The organism is Epibacterium sp. ABZ3_068 (assembly GCF_056159265.1).
Window position 1 is genome coordinate 2,866,748 of sequence record NZ_JBSWUV010000001.1, and the last position, 14,066, is coordinate 2,880,813.

Sequence of the window (14,066 nt, forward strand, 5' to 3'; positions counted from 1 at the left end):
TCCGAAGACTAAGGAGGGTTCAATGGACAAAGCCGTATTGGAGCAACAAATCGGGGAAGCCATGCAGGCGCATGCAGCCTGGAAGCAAAAACTGGGCGATGCAGTTAAGACAGGCAAGCTTCCCAAGCCGAGCTGCGATATTCGCACCAATGACCAGTGCTCTTTTGGCAAGTGGCTGTTTTCATTGACGTCTGACCCCAAAGTCGCAAAAAGCAGCGGTTATCAAGAGGTGATGAAAACTCATACGGTTTTCCATCTGGAAGCGGGACGTGTCGCTGAACTGGTAGAGAAAAACGACCTTGCCGCTGCGGAACGGGCCTTGAATGGTCCAGGATATAACGCTGCAACAACCAATCTGAACACGGCCATGCTTCAGTGGAAGCAGAGCATCTGAGGATCACGTCCTGCGCCAAGCCTGAAGTGCTTTAGGCTTGGTCAGGAAATCGGATTGCTATAGCTGCGCTGGGTTCCGCCCTTTGGGGCGGCTCTGCTTGAGGTGAGAGGTGGTACATCCGTCTTCGACCTTGCGCCACATGGGAACATTCAGTGACATCTGACACTGTGCCATGAACATATTTCCATCCACGAACAAGCAGATGGTTTCTCCCAATTCTATCCGGCTGCCAGACGAATCGGTGCAGTAGCAGTCGATGGTCTTTCCTCCTGGACCTGCCACATCTGCGAAGGCGGGTGTCAGACTTGCAACGACTGCCAAAGAAACAAGAATACTGGTAAGTTGCATGACGCTAGCATATCACATAGTTCAAATCTGCCTAAGCGCAAAAGATATGAAAGCACCTCGATGATCCCCGAAGAACGTCTGCACCAAATCCTGCAACGATTTCAGTATCTTGAAGCTGCAATGGCAGATGGAAGCAGTGGCGAGGATATTGCAAAGCTGGCCAAGGAGTATTCCGACCTGCGCCCTGTGGCCGAACAGATCGGCAGCTATCAGAAGCTGGTAGCAGATCTGGCAGAGGCCGAAGCGCTGATGGATGATCCCGATATGCGCGAACTGGCCGCAGAGGAAATTCCCGCGCTCAAAGCCGCTCTGCCCGCGGCGGAACATGCGCTTCAACTCGCGCTGTTGCCCAAGGACGAGGCCGACGCGCGCCCCGCGATTCTGGAGATCCGTCCGGGCACAGGCGGTGATGAGGCTGCGCTTTTTGCGGGTGATCTTTTGCGGATGTATACCCGCTACGCCGAGGCGCGCGGTTGGCGATTGGAGCTGATCGAGGAACAGGCCACAGAACTTGGCGGGATCAAAGAGGTTGTGGCCCATATCAAGGGTGAAAACGTCTTTGCCCGCATGAAATACGAAAGTGGCGTGCACCGGGTGCAGCGGGTGCCTTCAACCGAAAGCGGCGGGCGTATCCATACCTCTGCCGCAACGGTTGCCGTTCTGCCCGAGGCAGAGGACGTCGACATCGACATCAACCCCGCCGACATCCGGATCGACACCATGCGTGCCTCAGGTGCCGGTGGTCAGCACGTGAACACCACAGATTCCGCTGTGCGCATCACCCATTTGCCAACCGGCATGATTGTGACCAGCTCCGAGAAATCCCAGCACCGTAACCGCGAGATCGCGATGCAGGTTCTGAAAACCCGGCTTTACGATCTGGAGCGTCAGCGCATCGACAATGAACGCTCGGCTGATCGCGCCAGCCAGGTGGGGTCCGGGGATCGTTCCGAACGTATCAGAACCTATAACTTCCCACAGGGACGAATGACCGATCACCGGATCAACCTGACGCTCTACAAACTGGATCAGATCCTGCAGGGAGACTTGGATGAGACCATTGATGCGCTGACGGCGGATGCCCAGTCCCGCCTGATGGCCGAGATGGACCAATGAGCGTCGGAACTGCAGCCCAGGCGATGGCCGAGGCAACACACCGCCTGCGCGCAGCAGGCGTCGCCGACCCGGCTCGCGATGCCCGGGTGCTGTTGGCCCACGCCGCCCGCATCGAAGCCAGCCGTGTCACCTTGATCGCTCCTGAAGAACTGTCGGATGAGGTTGCGGACCGTTACGAACAGCTGATTTCCCTGCGTGCGATCCGGGTTCCGGTTTCACATCTGGTTGGGGAACGCGAATTCTATGGCCGCCGCTTTAAGGTCTCGGGAGATGTCTTGGACCCGCGCCCCGAAACAGAGACGCTGATCGAAACCGCATTGAGCCAGCCGTTCAAACGGGTGCTTGACCTTGGTGTGGGATCCGGCTGCATTCTGGTGACGCTGTTGGCCGAACAGGAAGGTGCAACCGGCCTAGGCGTGGATCTGAGTGAGGCAGCCTGCCTGCAGGCCAGTGCCAACGCGGTTCTGCACCGGTTACAGGATCGCGCGGACATCAAATCTTCGGACTGGTTTTTCGCGGTTGAGGGGCAGTTTGACCTGATCGTCTCCAATCCGCCCTATATTGCACTTTCGGAAATGGGTGATCTCAGCACCGAAGTGCGCAAATATGAGCCTGAAATGGCGTTGACTGACGGGGCGGACGGTCTTGGGGCCTATCGCGCAATCTGCCGCGGAGTTGGCGCGCATCTCGCACCGGGTGGTCGTGTGATGGTCGAAATTGGTCCGACCCAGGCCGCAGCGGTCACGGATTTGTTCCTGTCCGCCGGTTTGACCCAAGTGCGTACCGTAAGAGACATGGACGGTCGTGACCGCGTTATCTGCGGATTTTGGCCCGTCTGACCCGGGAAAATCCGAAAAAACGTACCTCTGATGGGAAAAATCGCATAAATTTCTACACGACCCCTTGTGTCGGGGGGCATTACATGGTTACTCAAGATTGTCGCTTGAGTGTGAGGAGCTAAAGTCCTCTGCGGCGACATCAAGCCCAAAATCGTCGACGACCCTGCGCAGAGGCGCGCAAATTCGGGGTCTCAGACATAATGAACTAAGGCTGACGTTAGGCTTATGAGATCGTCTAAATCCCGTTCCCGGTCGAAATCGAACCGGAGCCGTCCCAACGGTGCAAATGTTGTCAACCGCGTGTTTGACAGTTCTGGACCCGAAGGCAAAGTGCGCGGTACGCCGCAGCAAATCATTGATAAATATAACCAACTGGCGCGCGATGCACAGTTAGGCAACGACCGTGTGGCTGCTGAGAATTTTCAGCAGCACGCCGAGCATTACGTACGGCTTCTGAACGAAGCCCAGCGTGAGATCGAGGCCCGTCGCGAGGAGCAGGAGCGGCAAAACCGTGAACGCCAGGCAGAGCGTGATCGTGAACGGTCAGAGCGTCTTGAGCGTCAGGAACGCGAAGCTGCGTCCAAGGCCGAAGCCGATGCAGAAACTGCGTCTGTAGCTGCTGAAGCAACCGACGTGATCGACCCGCGCGAGGCATCAGAGAGCGACAGCGGAAGCGGCCTGGTGGAGACACCTGAGGACAAAAGCGGCGCGCCTGAAGCTGAAGTCGAGGATGCTCCGGCCAAGCCCAAGAAAGCTGCACCGCGCAAGCCACGCGCTCGCAAGCCGGTCGCAGAAGGTGAAGAGGCACCAAAACCTCGCTCCACTCGTGCGCGTAAGCCTAAGGCCAAACCCGAGGGCGAAGCCCCGGCTGCAGAGGTAAAGTCAGACGAGTCTCCCGTAGATCCGGGTGATCCGGCGGCAGCGGCAGAGTAAAACGCTGAAGAGAACGAAATCAAAAGACCCCGCAGCCAGACCGGCACGCGGGGTTTCTTTCTTTGTGAGCCGGGGCCAGACATAACCAGTCATAAGAAGTGACCTGTCTGGCGCTCTCTATCCTACAGGTTTTAGGTTACGGGTTTCAGGCTTCGCGCCAAGGCGCAGAAGGCTTCCAGGCTGACTTGCTCTGCACGTTCTGTGGGCGGGATGCCTGCAGCGGCCAGATGGTCTTCGATATCCGGGCTTACCGATTTGAGCGCAGCACGTAGCATTTTGCGCCGTTGATTGAACGCAGCGGCCACAACCCGTGACAGGGTCGCTGCATCCGCCGGATAGCGCGGCGCGGGCAGGGCGTTCAGATGCACAACAGCGCTGCTGACCTTTGGAGGCGGGGTAAAGGCACCCGGCGGCAGCGACAGGACAATCTTGGCGTCAGAGCGCCATTGCGACAGGATCGCCAGGCGACCATAGGCTTTGCTGCCCGGTTGCGCGACGATACGCTCTGCCACTTCGCGCTGAAACATCAGGGTCAGGCTTTGCCAGAACGGAGGCCATTCTTTTGGTGTCAGCCAGCGCACCAACAATTCAGTACCCACGTTATAGGGCAGGTTTGCCGCAACCCGGATTGGCGGTGTCAGGTGGGCCAGCGGGTCAATTTCAAGCGCGTCGCCGTTGATCACTTCCAATTGGCCCGGGTAGGCATCTGAAATCTCGGCCAAAGCTGGCAGGCAGCGCTGGTCTTTTTCAATGGCCAGCACCCGGCGGGCCCCTTCAGACAGGAGCCCACGGGTCAAGCCTCCGGGACCTGGGCCAATTTCCAGAACGTCACAGTCTTTCAGATCTCCGGCCTGGCGCGCGATCTTGGCCGTCAGGTTCAGATCCAGCAGAAAGTTCTGGCCAAGCGATTTGCGGGCCGACAACTGGTGCGTGGCAATGACCTCACGCAGAGGGGGCAGGGAATCGATAGCGCTCATAATCTCTCTGTTCTGACCAAATGCATGGGATGCGGAGGCGTTGCGCGTGCTTAGGAGCGCACCCCGCAGCCGTCAAGAGCTGGCAGCCATTCGTTGCGCCAGCAATAGCGCTTCGATCAGGCTGGAGGGGTTGGCATTCCCTGTGCCTGCGATATCAAAGGCCGTCCCGTGATCGGGTGAGGTACGGATAAAGGGCAGACCAAGGGTTACGTTTACACCCCGGTCGAAATCTAATGTCTTGATCGGGATCAGTGCCTGGTCGTGATACATGCAGACGGCAGCGTCATAGGATTTGCGCGCGGTTGCATGAAACAGCGTATCGGCCGGATGAGGGCCAGTGATGTTACAGTGATCCAGATCCAGTCCGGCCAGCAGATCGTTGATCCACTCCAGCTCTTCCCGCCCCATGGCCCCGCCTTCGCCCGCATGGGGATTAAGGCCTGCCACTGCAATGCGCGGCGCTTCAATACCAAACTGATCCCGCAAGCCGTCGGCGGTGATCCGTATCACCTCTTCCAGCAGGTCCGGTGTCAGCACTTTTGGCACATCAGCAAGAGCAATATGGATCGTTGCCGGTACCACACGCAGGGCAGGGCTTGCCAGCATCATCACCACGCGATCACGTCCGCCCAGATGCGCCAAAAATTCCGTATGGCCGGGATAGGCGAAGTCAGCGCCGTCAATCAGGGCTTTCTTGTGGATCGGTGCCGTACACAAAGCGGCCGCCTCACCGGACTGCACCAGTGAAACGCCGGTTTCGATCGCCCGGATCACGCCGCGTGCGTTTTGGGGGTCTGCGACCCCTTTGGCCGTGTTGCCCTCAAAGGGGATGGGGAAAACCGGCAATGCCCGGACCGAAACCTCGCTGGCCTGCGCAAGGGTTTCGACAGTCTCAAACGTCGTCCCCTGCGGCAAATGGCGCGGATCACCCAGCCAGACAAAGGGGCATCCGGCACGGAGAACGTCCCAGGCTTTGACAGCGATCTCCGGTCCAATCCCTGCAGGCTCGCCACAGCTCAGAGCAATCGGGCGTGCGGGGCTGCTCATTCGACGATGCGCGCTTCGGACTTCAGCTGCGACAACAAGCTATTCGAGAATGTCTCGAGCCGCTGTTGTGTCAGCGCATTGGCGACGGATTGACGATCTGTCTGTTCTGCCACTTCGCTGGTGCGACCGCATAGCATAACCAAGGCCAGCGTCTGTCCGTTGTTGCGGGTCACAGCGGTCGAGGTCTCGCCCGCGTCCAGCTTGGCCAGCTCGAGCGCGATGTCGCGTGGAATATCCGCTGGCGGCAGGCTTTCGACTGTCAGAACTGCGGGATCCTGTCCCTGCGCAACCCCGTAAAAATCGTCGCAGGTGTCGACCTGATCAATGACGGCTTGCGCCGCTGCAAGGCCTTCGGGCGAGCGTCCGCCCGGGATCAGGTAAGTCGCATATTCAATCGCAGCATAGCGTTCAGATCCGCCCTCAACCTCGCGAATGCCACGCATCTGGAACAAGGCAACGGCCCCTTGCAGCAGGATCGCGTCTGAAATTTCGCCGGTCTTGAGATTCAGAACCACATCGCGAAGCTGTGGCGGCAGGTTGGTCAGGTTCATCCACGGCAGGCGACCGCCGTTTTTACGACTGTCAGCCGCCGAAAAGCGTGATGCGGCGGCTGAAAAGGCGTCAAACCCTTTCTGCGCACGGACCTGTTCGGCAAACTCCTCGACCTGAGCGGCGTTTTCCTGCGTGATCGGCACGATCAACTCGGACAGCAATACCTGAACACCGCCCGTTCCTGCTGAGCCCATGGCTTGGTCGATTTCTGCTTCGCTTGGCCGTGCCCGCGCCAGAAAACGCGCCCCCACATACTCGCGCCAGCCCAATCCAACCCGAGTGAAATCACGCAGCGTCTGCGGATCGACACCGGCTTGGGCAAGTGTTCCCAGGAATTCATCCAGGGACAGGTTTGCGCGCTGCGCGAGGTTTTCCATACCCTCGCGTACTTCCTCATCTGTTGGCGTCAGGCCAAATTCGTTGATCAGTTCCAGCTTCAGCTTGTCTTCGATCAAAATCTTGCGCGCTTCTTCCAGCGGGTCGCCAGCCGTTCCGGTGGCGGCAAGGAAGCGTGCACGTTGCTGCAGCTCATATTCGGTGATGGCCTGATCGTTTACTCGAATAACAGGCGAGAACAGCCCCTGTGCCGAAACCTCGGGCGCAGAGGTTACCAGAAGGGCCGCAACCGCAGCAGCGCCCAAGGCGCGCCGTACGAATTGGCGCGCTGTTGCGGAAAGGAAATGCGGAATAATCAAGTCTTGCTGCATGATCGCCTGTACTTATTGGTGCCGCTGTTTACGGAAAATCCGTTTAGCGAAATGGTAAAGCCGAAATCCGTGGAAGGCTCAACACTTGTTGTCGATGTATAGCGTCGATTGACCGACAGGTCGACCGTCACACATTCGTTTTGATAGGCGAGTCCAAGCCCCGCCCGCGTGGCACGTCCGTCCGAGACGTCATAGCGAAGGTTGGCGCTGGCCAGCCAATTTGCATTGACCTCATAGTTGCCATCAAACCAGAGCTCCGAGGTGGAATCATCGCGGTCTTCGGCCGCGTCTGTGCCCAGCCACAGATAGCTGCCGCGCACATTGGCCTTTTTGTAACTCACATCTCCGCGGACCTCGGCTTTTGACAGGTTCAAAGAGCCATTCAATAGCCCCCGAGCTGTCAGGGCAACACCCTGGTTCAGCTTCAATTGCCCCGCCAGCAGAATGTCCGAAGATGTGCCGCCCAGGCCGGATGTCTTGGTGAAGTCTTCCTCGGCATCCTGACGCAGAACCTGCCCGATAGTGCCCGAAGCCTGCCATCCCGAGGGGGCAAAATGCGCCCAGTTCACGCCATAGGCCAGCTGCAGACCGTCTTCGCGCTGGTCCGAAGCCGGAAACCGTGACAGCGACAACAGGTTACCCTGATCAAATTCGACGAAATTGCTTTCATCATTTGGAATTTCATCACCAGAGATGTGGGACCACGCAATCTGCGCAATGGGTTCCAGATATTGGGTGGCTCCCCCCGCTGTGACACGGGTCATCGGCAGGCGGAAGGTCAGTGCGGTGCGTGGGACCGTGCGGCCGCTATCGTTTGCAAAAACAGCGTCATCTTCGATGGAAAACTGCTCAAAGGCAGCTCCGAGCTGCCATTGTGCAACCACACCGGAGTTGAAGCGCCAATTTTGGTCCCAGTCCAAATCAAACGAGAACCGCCCAATGTCCCGGCCCGCTGAATCCGTATCCGTCGCCAGCTCGTTCGAGGTCCGCCGATGGGCATGGGTTTCCAAACGGTAGCTGAATGTCCCGGATTTAGCCCAGACCGGATGATACTGTTTTTCGTAAGCAAAATCGACAATCAGAGATGGAACTTCGTCCTGTGCTTCGCTGTCACGGAGCGATTTGTAATGGGTAATCCCGCTGCGCAGAAACGCGTCCCGCTTGATTCGAGAGAGCGTGATATCTGAACGCAGACGGTCCACATCGTCCAGCCCGTAGTCCGCGAAATAGGCGTCATCGGATACCGTGCGCAGGTTGAAGGACAGCCGATAACCCTGTGACAAATCAAAGCGCCCGTTCAGAAACGCATATCCACGGTCCTGATCACGTTGCAAATCATCCCGGGTAAAGGCACCGTCCAACTGAATATTTCCGCGCCGGAAGGCCTGACGGTAGCGAAAGTCCAAGGTCCGGGTTTTGGATGATACATAGGGTGAAAGCGTCAGGTCCTTGTGATCTCCGATTTTGAAGAAATAGGGCACCTTTATACCTGTCGCCAGGTTCGATGTGGTCCGCAGGGACGGCACCAGAAACCCGGTGGCGCGGTCCAGGGTCGGATCCGGAAGGCGCAGTCCCGGGAAGTAAAACACCGGCACATTGCGGACACGCAACTGGGCGTTTTCCAGATAGATCTGGCGTTCTTCCTGGTCATGGGTCACCCGTTCAGCCCGGATCTGCCAGAGCGGCGGGCGACCGTCGTTGCATACATCGCAGGACGTCACTGCCGTCTTATATAGCTGAGTATACCGCCCGCGCACCCGAGTAGCCTGCAATGAGGCCAGCTGCACCTGTTGGTTGAACACCAGTCGCGCGGAGGAGAGGATGCCATTTTGCAGGTCGCTGTCCAATTCAGCGGCATCGGCCAAGATTGACAGATCGCCGTTCTGGTCAATGCGGATCGGGCCCTCGATCTTGAGCAGCCCGCTTTCATCGTCAAAGATGATCTTCTCGGCCTGAAGGCGCACATCATTCTGGAACACTTCCACCCCGCCCGAGGCAACCAGCTGCCGATCCGGGGTGATAAAAACCTTGTCAGCCACCAAAACCGCCTGCTGTGTCACAGCTGCGGGCGCTGCCAGCTCTTGTGGAAGGGCGGGCGAGGCCGCCGCTAACCAGGGCAGCACAACAGTCATCAAAAGAGTGCGGCGCATATTATCCGTCCTCCGCATGGAGCAAGAGCCCCAACGTCAGCATTATGGACGCAACTGGCGGTGCCCAGGCTGCCAGCGCAATAGGCACCTGTCCGTTTTCACCCAGGATCTGGGCAAAGTTGCGAATGAAATAAAGGCCAAAGCCCAAAAGAACAGCAGCCAGAACCGCAAGACCGGTTCCGCCAAAACGGGCGTGGCGCATTGTAAACGCCGCCCCCACCAGAACCATTGATACCAGAAAGATCGGACGTGCAAGCTCCACCTGCAACAGAACCTCATACCGTTTGGTCGAAAACCCGGCGCTGGCCAGATCTCGTATGGTCTGTGGCAGGTTGTAGATCGAAATCCCTTCAGTTGCGCCAATCGTGTCCCGGATCCGCTCTGTGGTCAGTGTGGTCGGAAGGCGCAGGGATTCATGTGTTTTGGCGGCGTTCTCCGGAACAAAACCCACGGTCAGCGGCCAGACCTTTGCATTGGTCAGAACCCAGGCATCCCCGTCCAATTGCGCCGTGTCAGCCAGGATGCGCGTTTTCGGGCCGCCGGAATTTGAATACTCTAGGATGCTCACATTCTGCAGTGCCACGGCGTCTCCCAGGCCAAGGTATCCACCGGCATGGATCACGGATTGTCCCGCAGGCGTTCCCTGACGCAACCACAGACCTTCTCCACTGATGGAAAAAACTGCCCCATTTCCATTGCGGTATTCATCCGACAGTTTCTTGTAGCGGTTCGCGGTTGCCGCCGCGATCGGATTTAGAGTGGTCAGCGCCACAAGACCGATCAGCATCGCCACAACCAAAGGGGGCACAAGGGCGCGGATGCCAGATCGACCGGCGGCGCGTGTCACCACGAGTTCGCTGCTGCGAGCAAGCCCGACAAACAACACGATCGTGGTCAGGATCATGATCAGCGGCAAAAACTCATTCAGCGCGGCCGGCGTGTTCAAAAGTGTCAGGTTCACCAGCTCCGCAAAACTCAGATCAACGCCGTCAAACCTCCGGATCTGTTCGTTCAGATCGATCAAGGACACCAGAGTCATCAAAACTCCGCTGATAACGGCAAACCACTGCAGGAACCGGCGGGCATAATAAAAGTCCAGCTTCAAGACTCAGCCTCCCGCCGCGCCATGCGCAACCGCTTTAATCGAACCCCTAGTGGCTGGGCTGATAGCTGTAGGAAGATCAGCGCGATGGCGATCCCAAATCCGGTTGGTACATAAATCAACGGCCAAAGATCCGGGTCCTGCAGAACAGGTTCGGACACAACGCCGCGCATACCTTCGACGACGATCAGCAGCACAAAGGCCAGCAGTGCCTGCTTCCACACCCCAAATCGAGAGAAATTCCCCAGCATCAGAGAAGAAAACCCAATCAAGGTCACGGCAATACACACTAAGGCGCGGGCAAATCGCAGGTGCAACTCCTCTGCCTGGGCGCCAAGGCTATGTCCATCGCGGGCCTGAACCATGTCCCGGCTGTGCATCAGCTCGGCACTTGGAATGGCGCGAATGTTGCGGGACTTATTCTCAGCCTTATTGGCTAATGGGCTGATATCATATGAAAAATCTGAAAACGCCGTGGTTGACAACCGACGGGTTTGTTTCTGCAGACGCTGGGCCATGCCGTCCACCATGATCAAATGGGTGCGATCTTCGTTTCGCACCAGAAACGCTTTGGAACCGGTATAGGTCACCGTCTGATCCGGGTCACGCCGATCTGACAGGAATACATCGTTTAAGGTGCCATCATCATCGATTTGACGGATATAGAAGGTCACTCCCGATGCGGGGTGCAGAAAATCCCCTTCATTCAGAAGGCGTGCGGTGACATTTCGTGCAACTTCCGACTGGCGCTCATCCAACTGGCTGATGGACAGGGGCAGCAGGAAATGGGTCAGCGCCAGCATCATTGCGGCGCAGAACACCCCAAATGCCAGTGCAGGACGCGCCAGTTGCCAGGGGCTTGACCCTGTGGAGCGCAGAACCGTCAGCTCACTTTCCGCATTCAGACGATTGGTCACCCAAACCGTCGCGGCAAAGGCGGCAATGGGCAGGATCATTCGGATCAAGTTCGGTAGCGTCAGCGCTGAAAACTCAAGGAAAACCAGAACCGACTGACCGTCACCGATCAACCGGTCGAACAGCACCACAGCGCGGTTCACCCAAAAAACTGCCACAAGAACTAGAGCAAAGAAGCCGAAGAATAGCAGATATTGAGACAGGACATATCTGTCGAAACGTGACAAGCAATCCCCCCAGATCCGCATGTGTCTTATTGCGGCGACCTTAGTGCATTCAAACAGCCGTGAAAACTGCAATTTCGACCTGCCGGAGAATTGCCGCTCCTTTGGTCGGTAAGACGCAGTATTCCCTTGTCACCGTCTTTGATTTTTAGTCCCATGCGTTTTGCCTAGTCACCGCTGGCCGACCACGGTACCACTGGGTAACAAATTGAACCAAAGGGGAGTTTCATGAGCCAATCACCCAAAGTCCGTGTCGTTGAATTTGACGTCAAAACCATGGGCGATGTTACCGGTCGTCTTGCCGTCATCGTCTCACCCGAAGGCGATCTGGACCCCGGCGCACGGTCTGCAAACCGTCTGTGCAAGGGCGCGCTGGCGCGTATGGTCGAAGGTGATGGCCTGAAAAAAGCCAAGGCCGGCGATGTTCTGTCTCTGGCCTGGCCTGTTGGCCTTCTGGTGAAGGTGCTGGATGTTGTGATTCTGCCCAAAAAGCCAACCCAGGAACAGCTGCGCGGGGCAGGTGCCAAACTCGCGGCGCGTGCGGGCGAAGAGATTGTAACCTTGATGGCTGGTTCACTGGCCAATGCTGAAGATCTGGCCCTTGGCTTTGCGCTGCGCTCTTATTCCTTTGATGCGCATAAATCTGAAACCAGCGGCACCCTGCCGGAACTGGTGATTGCGCATAAGAAACCCGAGGCGCTGGAAACCCCGATCGCCACCGTTCTTGCGCTGGCGGATGGCGTCCATATGACCCGCGATCTGGTGAGCGAACCGGCAAACGTGCTGACCACCACCGAATTTGCCAACCGACTTGTTGAGATGCAGGAACTGGGCCTTACCGTCGAAGTTCTGGAAGAAGAGCAACTGGAAGAACTTGGCATGCGCACGCTTTTGTCCGTGGGCCAAGGCTCTGACAGCCCGTCCAAAGTTGTTGTGATGCAATGGAATGGCGGCACCAAAGGTGAAGCGCCTCTGGCACTTGTTGGAAAAGGCGTGGTCTTTGACACCGGTGGGATCTCCCTGAAACCGGCAGCCGGCATGGAAGATATGACCATGGATATGGGCGGCGCAGGCACTGTTGCAGGCACCATGCGGGCGCTTGCTCTGCGCAAGGCAAAGGCCAATGTTGTGGGTCTTGTTGGCCTGGTGGAGAATATGCCCTCTGGCAGCGCGACGCGCCCTGGTGATGTGGTCAAATCCATGAAGGGCGACACGGTCGAGATCATCAACACCGACGCCGAAGGCCGTCTGGTTCTGTGTGATGTGCTGTGGTACGCGCAGGAACGGTTCGAACCAACCGGGGTGATCGACCTTGCAACGCTGACCGGTGCGATCATCATCGGCCTTGGCCATGAAAACGCGGGCGTATTCTCCAATGATGACACGATCTGCAACAACTTCCTATCGGCCGCCGCTGCCGAAGGGGAGGGGGCCTGGCGCATGCCTCTGGGTGCGGCCTACGACAAGAAACTGAAATCCCCGATTGCCGATATGAAAAACATTGGCGGACGTCCGGCGGGTTCTATCACGGCGGCGCAGTTCCTTCAGCGGTTCATCAAGGACGGCACCCCCTGGATCCACCTTGATATCGCGGGCGTTGCATCGGTTGCCTCAGGCACACCCTACGCACCCAAAGGGTCCACCGGCTGGGGCGTTCTGGCGCTCAGCCGTCTGGTGCAGGACCACTACGAGTCGGAGTAAATCACATGGGGGCCGCCTATTTCTATCACCTGACCCGCCGCCCGCTGGAGGAGACCTTACCGGTCCTTCTGGACAAGGCGCGCGGGGCGGGGTGGCGCATCGCGGTGCGCGGCCAAGAGATGGAGCGCATGGCCTGGCTAGATGACCGCCTGTGGTTGGGAGCCGAAGACAGCTTTCTGCCCCACGGTCTGGCCGGCGGGCCCCATGATGCCCTGCAACCGATCCTGTTGACGGCCTCGTCCGAGGCCGCCAATGGCCCAGCCTGCGTCATGGCCATTCATGGCGCAGATGTCAGCGCGGATGAGGTTAACGGGCTGGAACGGGTGTGTATCCTGTTTGATGGCACCGATGCTGAGGCCGTCCAACGCGCCCGTGTTCAGTGGAAAACCCTGACATCAGAAGGTTGTAGTGCGCAGTATTGGTCTGAAGAAAGCGGCCGTTGGGAGAAAAAGGCCGAAAGCTAGCGTGTCAGGACCAGCGCATTGTCACGGATCTCGATCTTGGACCAGCGCTGAAGGTAGCTCATGCCCAGCAGTGAATTCTCCAACGCGCCCTCGTTGACCCAGGCGCGCACGTTCCGATCCTCAAACCCACCAACCGAGACGTGATCCAGGCGGATCATAGAGGTGCGCACCTCTCCGTTTGCAGTTTGTGCGCGGCTCAGAAATGGCAGCTCGCTTGTGTTCAACCCGATGCGTTCGGCGTCCTTCATCGACAGCACCACCTGGGATGCGCCGGTATCGACCAGAAAGAAAACCGGCACGCCGTCGATCTCTGCTGTCAGGTAATAATGTCCGTCGCGGGCACGGGGCAGGGTAATCGAGCCGCCATCGGCATGGACGCTTTGCTGCGTCACCAGATCGCCCTGGATATCGTCCCAAAGGCCATACCCCGCAACGGCTCCCATAAAGATGAACACCCAGATCACAATCTGCTGCAGGGTCTGGTTCATGGACTGCCGGTTCTGCGCCACAAACCAGGACAGGACCGCAAGCAGCAAAATCACAAGGTAGACGAGATGAGCGGTTTCAAATGAATCCATGTATGCCTCCAGTCACAAC

General features: G+C 57.9%; 14 protein-coding genes. 6 read left to right on the forward strand and 8 right to left on the reverse strand.

Translation table 11 applies throughout. The features are described from left to right. Positions 1-22 precede the first annotated feature (22 nt). Positions 23-394: a CZB domain-containing protein gene (locus ACXAEW_RS13690; RefSeq protein ID WP_474941848.1), complete on the forward strand. Its 372-nt coding sequence runs from the start codon at positions 23-25 to the stop codon at positions 392-394. 57 nt (positions 395-451) lie between these two features. On the opposite strand, the gene ACXAEW_RS13695 is transcribed toward ACXAEW_RS13690, so the two are convergent. After that, a complete protein-coding gene (locus ACXAEW_RS13695; protein WP_474941849.1) occupies positions 452-742 on the reverse strand; it encodes a hypothetical protein in 291 nt (96 codons plus the stop codon). Positions 743-802: 60 nt separating this feature from the next. Here ACXAEW_RS13695 and prfA point away from each other — a divergent pair, with 60 nt between their 5' ends. The 3 genes from prfA (at position 803) to ACXAEW_RS13710 (ending at position 3,630) form a co-directional block, all read left to right on the forward strand. Continuing rightward, positions 803-1,858, forward strand: coding sequence for a peptide chain release factor 1 (gene prfA, locus ACXAEW_RS13700; protein ID WP_474941850.1), 1,056 nt, complete (start codon positions 803-805; stop codon positions 1,856-1,858). Then, positions 1,855-2,697 carry a peptide chain release factor N(5)-glutamine methyltransferase gene (gene prmC / locus ACXAEW_RS13705; protein WP_474941851.1) on the forward strand — a complete coding sequence of 281 codons (843 nt, stop codon included), beginning with the start codon at positions 1,855-1,857 and terminating at the stop codon, positions 2,695-2,697. The genes prfA and prmC overlap by 4 nt, the downstream gene beginning before the upstream one ends. 225 nt (positions 2,698-2,922) lie before the next feature. Continuing rightward, a complete protein-coding gene (locus ACXAEW_RS13710) occupies positions 2,923-3,630 on the forward strand; it encodes a DUF4167 domain-containing protein (RefSeq protein WP_474941852.1) in 708 nt (235 codons plus the stop codon). A 131-nt stretch (positions 3,631-3,761) separates the two neighbouring features. On the opposite strand, the gene rsmA is transcribed toward ACXAEW_RS13710, so the two are convergent. The 6 genes from rsmA to lptF form a co-directional block, all read right to left on the reverse strand. After that, the gene (gene rsmA / locus ACXAEW_RS13715; RefSeq protein ID WP_474941853.1) at positions 3,762-4,607 is read right to left on the reverse strand and encodes a 16S rRNA (adenine(1518)-N(6)/adenine(1519)-N(6))-dimethyltransferase RsmA; all 846 of its coding nucleotides are present in this window, start codon (positions 4,605-4,607) and stop codon (positions 3,762-3,764) included. 72 nt (positions 4,608-4,679) lie between these two features. Continuing rightward, positions 4,680-5,654, reverse strand: coding sequence for a 4-hydroxythreonine-4-phosphate dehydrogenase PdxA (gene pdxA, locus ACXAEW_RS13720; RefSeq protein WP_474941854.1), 975 nt, complete (start codon positions 5,652-5,654; stop codon positions 4,680-4,682). Then, on the reverse strand, positions 5,651-6,913 hold the full coding sequence (locus tag ACXAEW_RS13725) for a peptidylprolyl isomerase (RefSeq protein ID WP_474941855.1): 1,263 nt from the start codon (positions 6,911-6,913) through the stop codon (positions 5,651-5,653). The genes pdxA and ACXAEW_RS13725 overlap by 4 nt, the downstream gene beginning before the upstream one ends. After that, positions 6,898-9,063: an LPS-assembly protein LptD gene (locus ACXAEW_RS13730; RefSeq protein ID WP_474941856.1), complete on the reverse strand. Its 2,166-nt coding sequence runs from the start codon at positions 9,061-9,063 to the stop codon at positions 6,898-6,900. The genes ACXAEW_RS13725 and ACXAEW_RS13730 overlap by 16 nt, the downstream gene beginning before the upstream one ends. A 1-nt stretch (position 9,064) precedes the next feature. Continuing rightward, entirely contained in the window at positions 9,065-10,168 is a 1,104-nt protein-coding gene (lptG, locus tag ACXAEW_RS13735; RefSeq protein ID WP_474941857.1) for an LPS export ABC transporter permease LptG, read from the reverse strand. Next, positions 10,165-11,307 carry an LPS export ABC transporter permease LptF gene (gene lptF, locus ACXAEW_RS13740; protein WP_474941858.1) on the reverse strand — a complete coding sequence of 381 codons (1,143 nt, stop codon included), beginning with the start codon at positions 11,305-11,307 and terminating at the stop codon, positions 10,165-10,167. The genes lptG and lptF overlap by 4 nt, the downstream gene beginning before the upstream one ends. A 225-nt stretch (positions 11,308-11,532) precedes the next feature. On the opposite strand from lptF, the gene ACXAEW_RS13745 reads away from it, so the two are divergent. Next, a complete protein-coding gene (locus ACXAEW_RS13745) occupies positions 11,533-13,005 on the forward strand; it encodes a leucyl aminopeptidase (protein WP_474941859.1) in 1,473 nt (490 codons plus the stop codon). A gap of 5 nt (positions 13,006-13,010) precedes the next feature. Continuing rightward, complete coding sequence (locus tag ACXAEW_RS13750; protein WP_474941860.1) at positions 13,011-13,469, forward strand: DNA polymerase III subunit chi; 459 nt, start codon at positions 13,011-13,013, stop codon at positions 13,467-13,469. Here ACXAEW_RS13750 and ACXAEW_RS13755 read toward each other — a convergent pair. Then, positions 13,466-14,047, reverse strand: coding sequence for a retropepsin-like aspartic protease family protein (locus ACXAEW_RS13755; protein WP_474941861.1), 582 nt, complete (start codon positions 14,045-14,047; stop codon positions 13,466-13,468). The two genes, ACXAEW_RS13750 and ACXAEW_RS13755, sit on opposite strands and share 4 nt — an antisense overlap. Positions 14,048-14,066 lie beyond the last annotated feature (19 nt).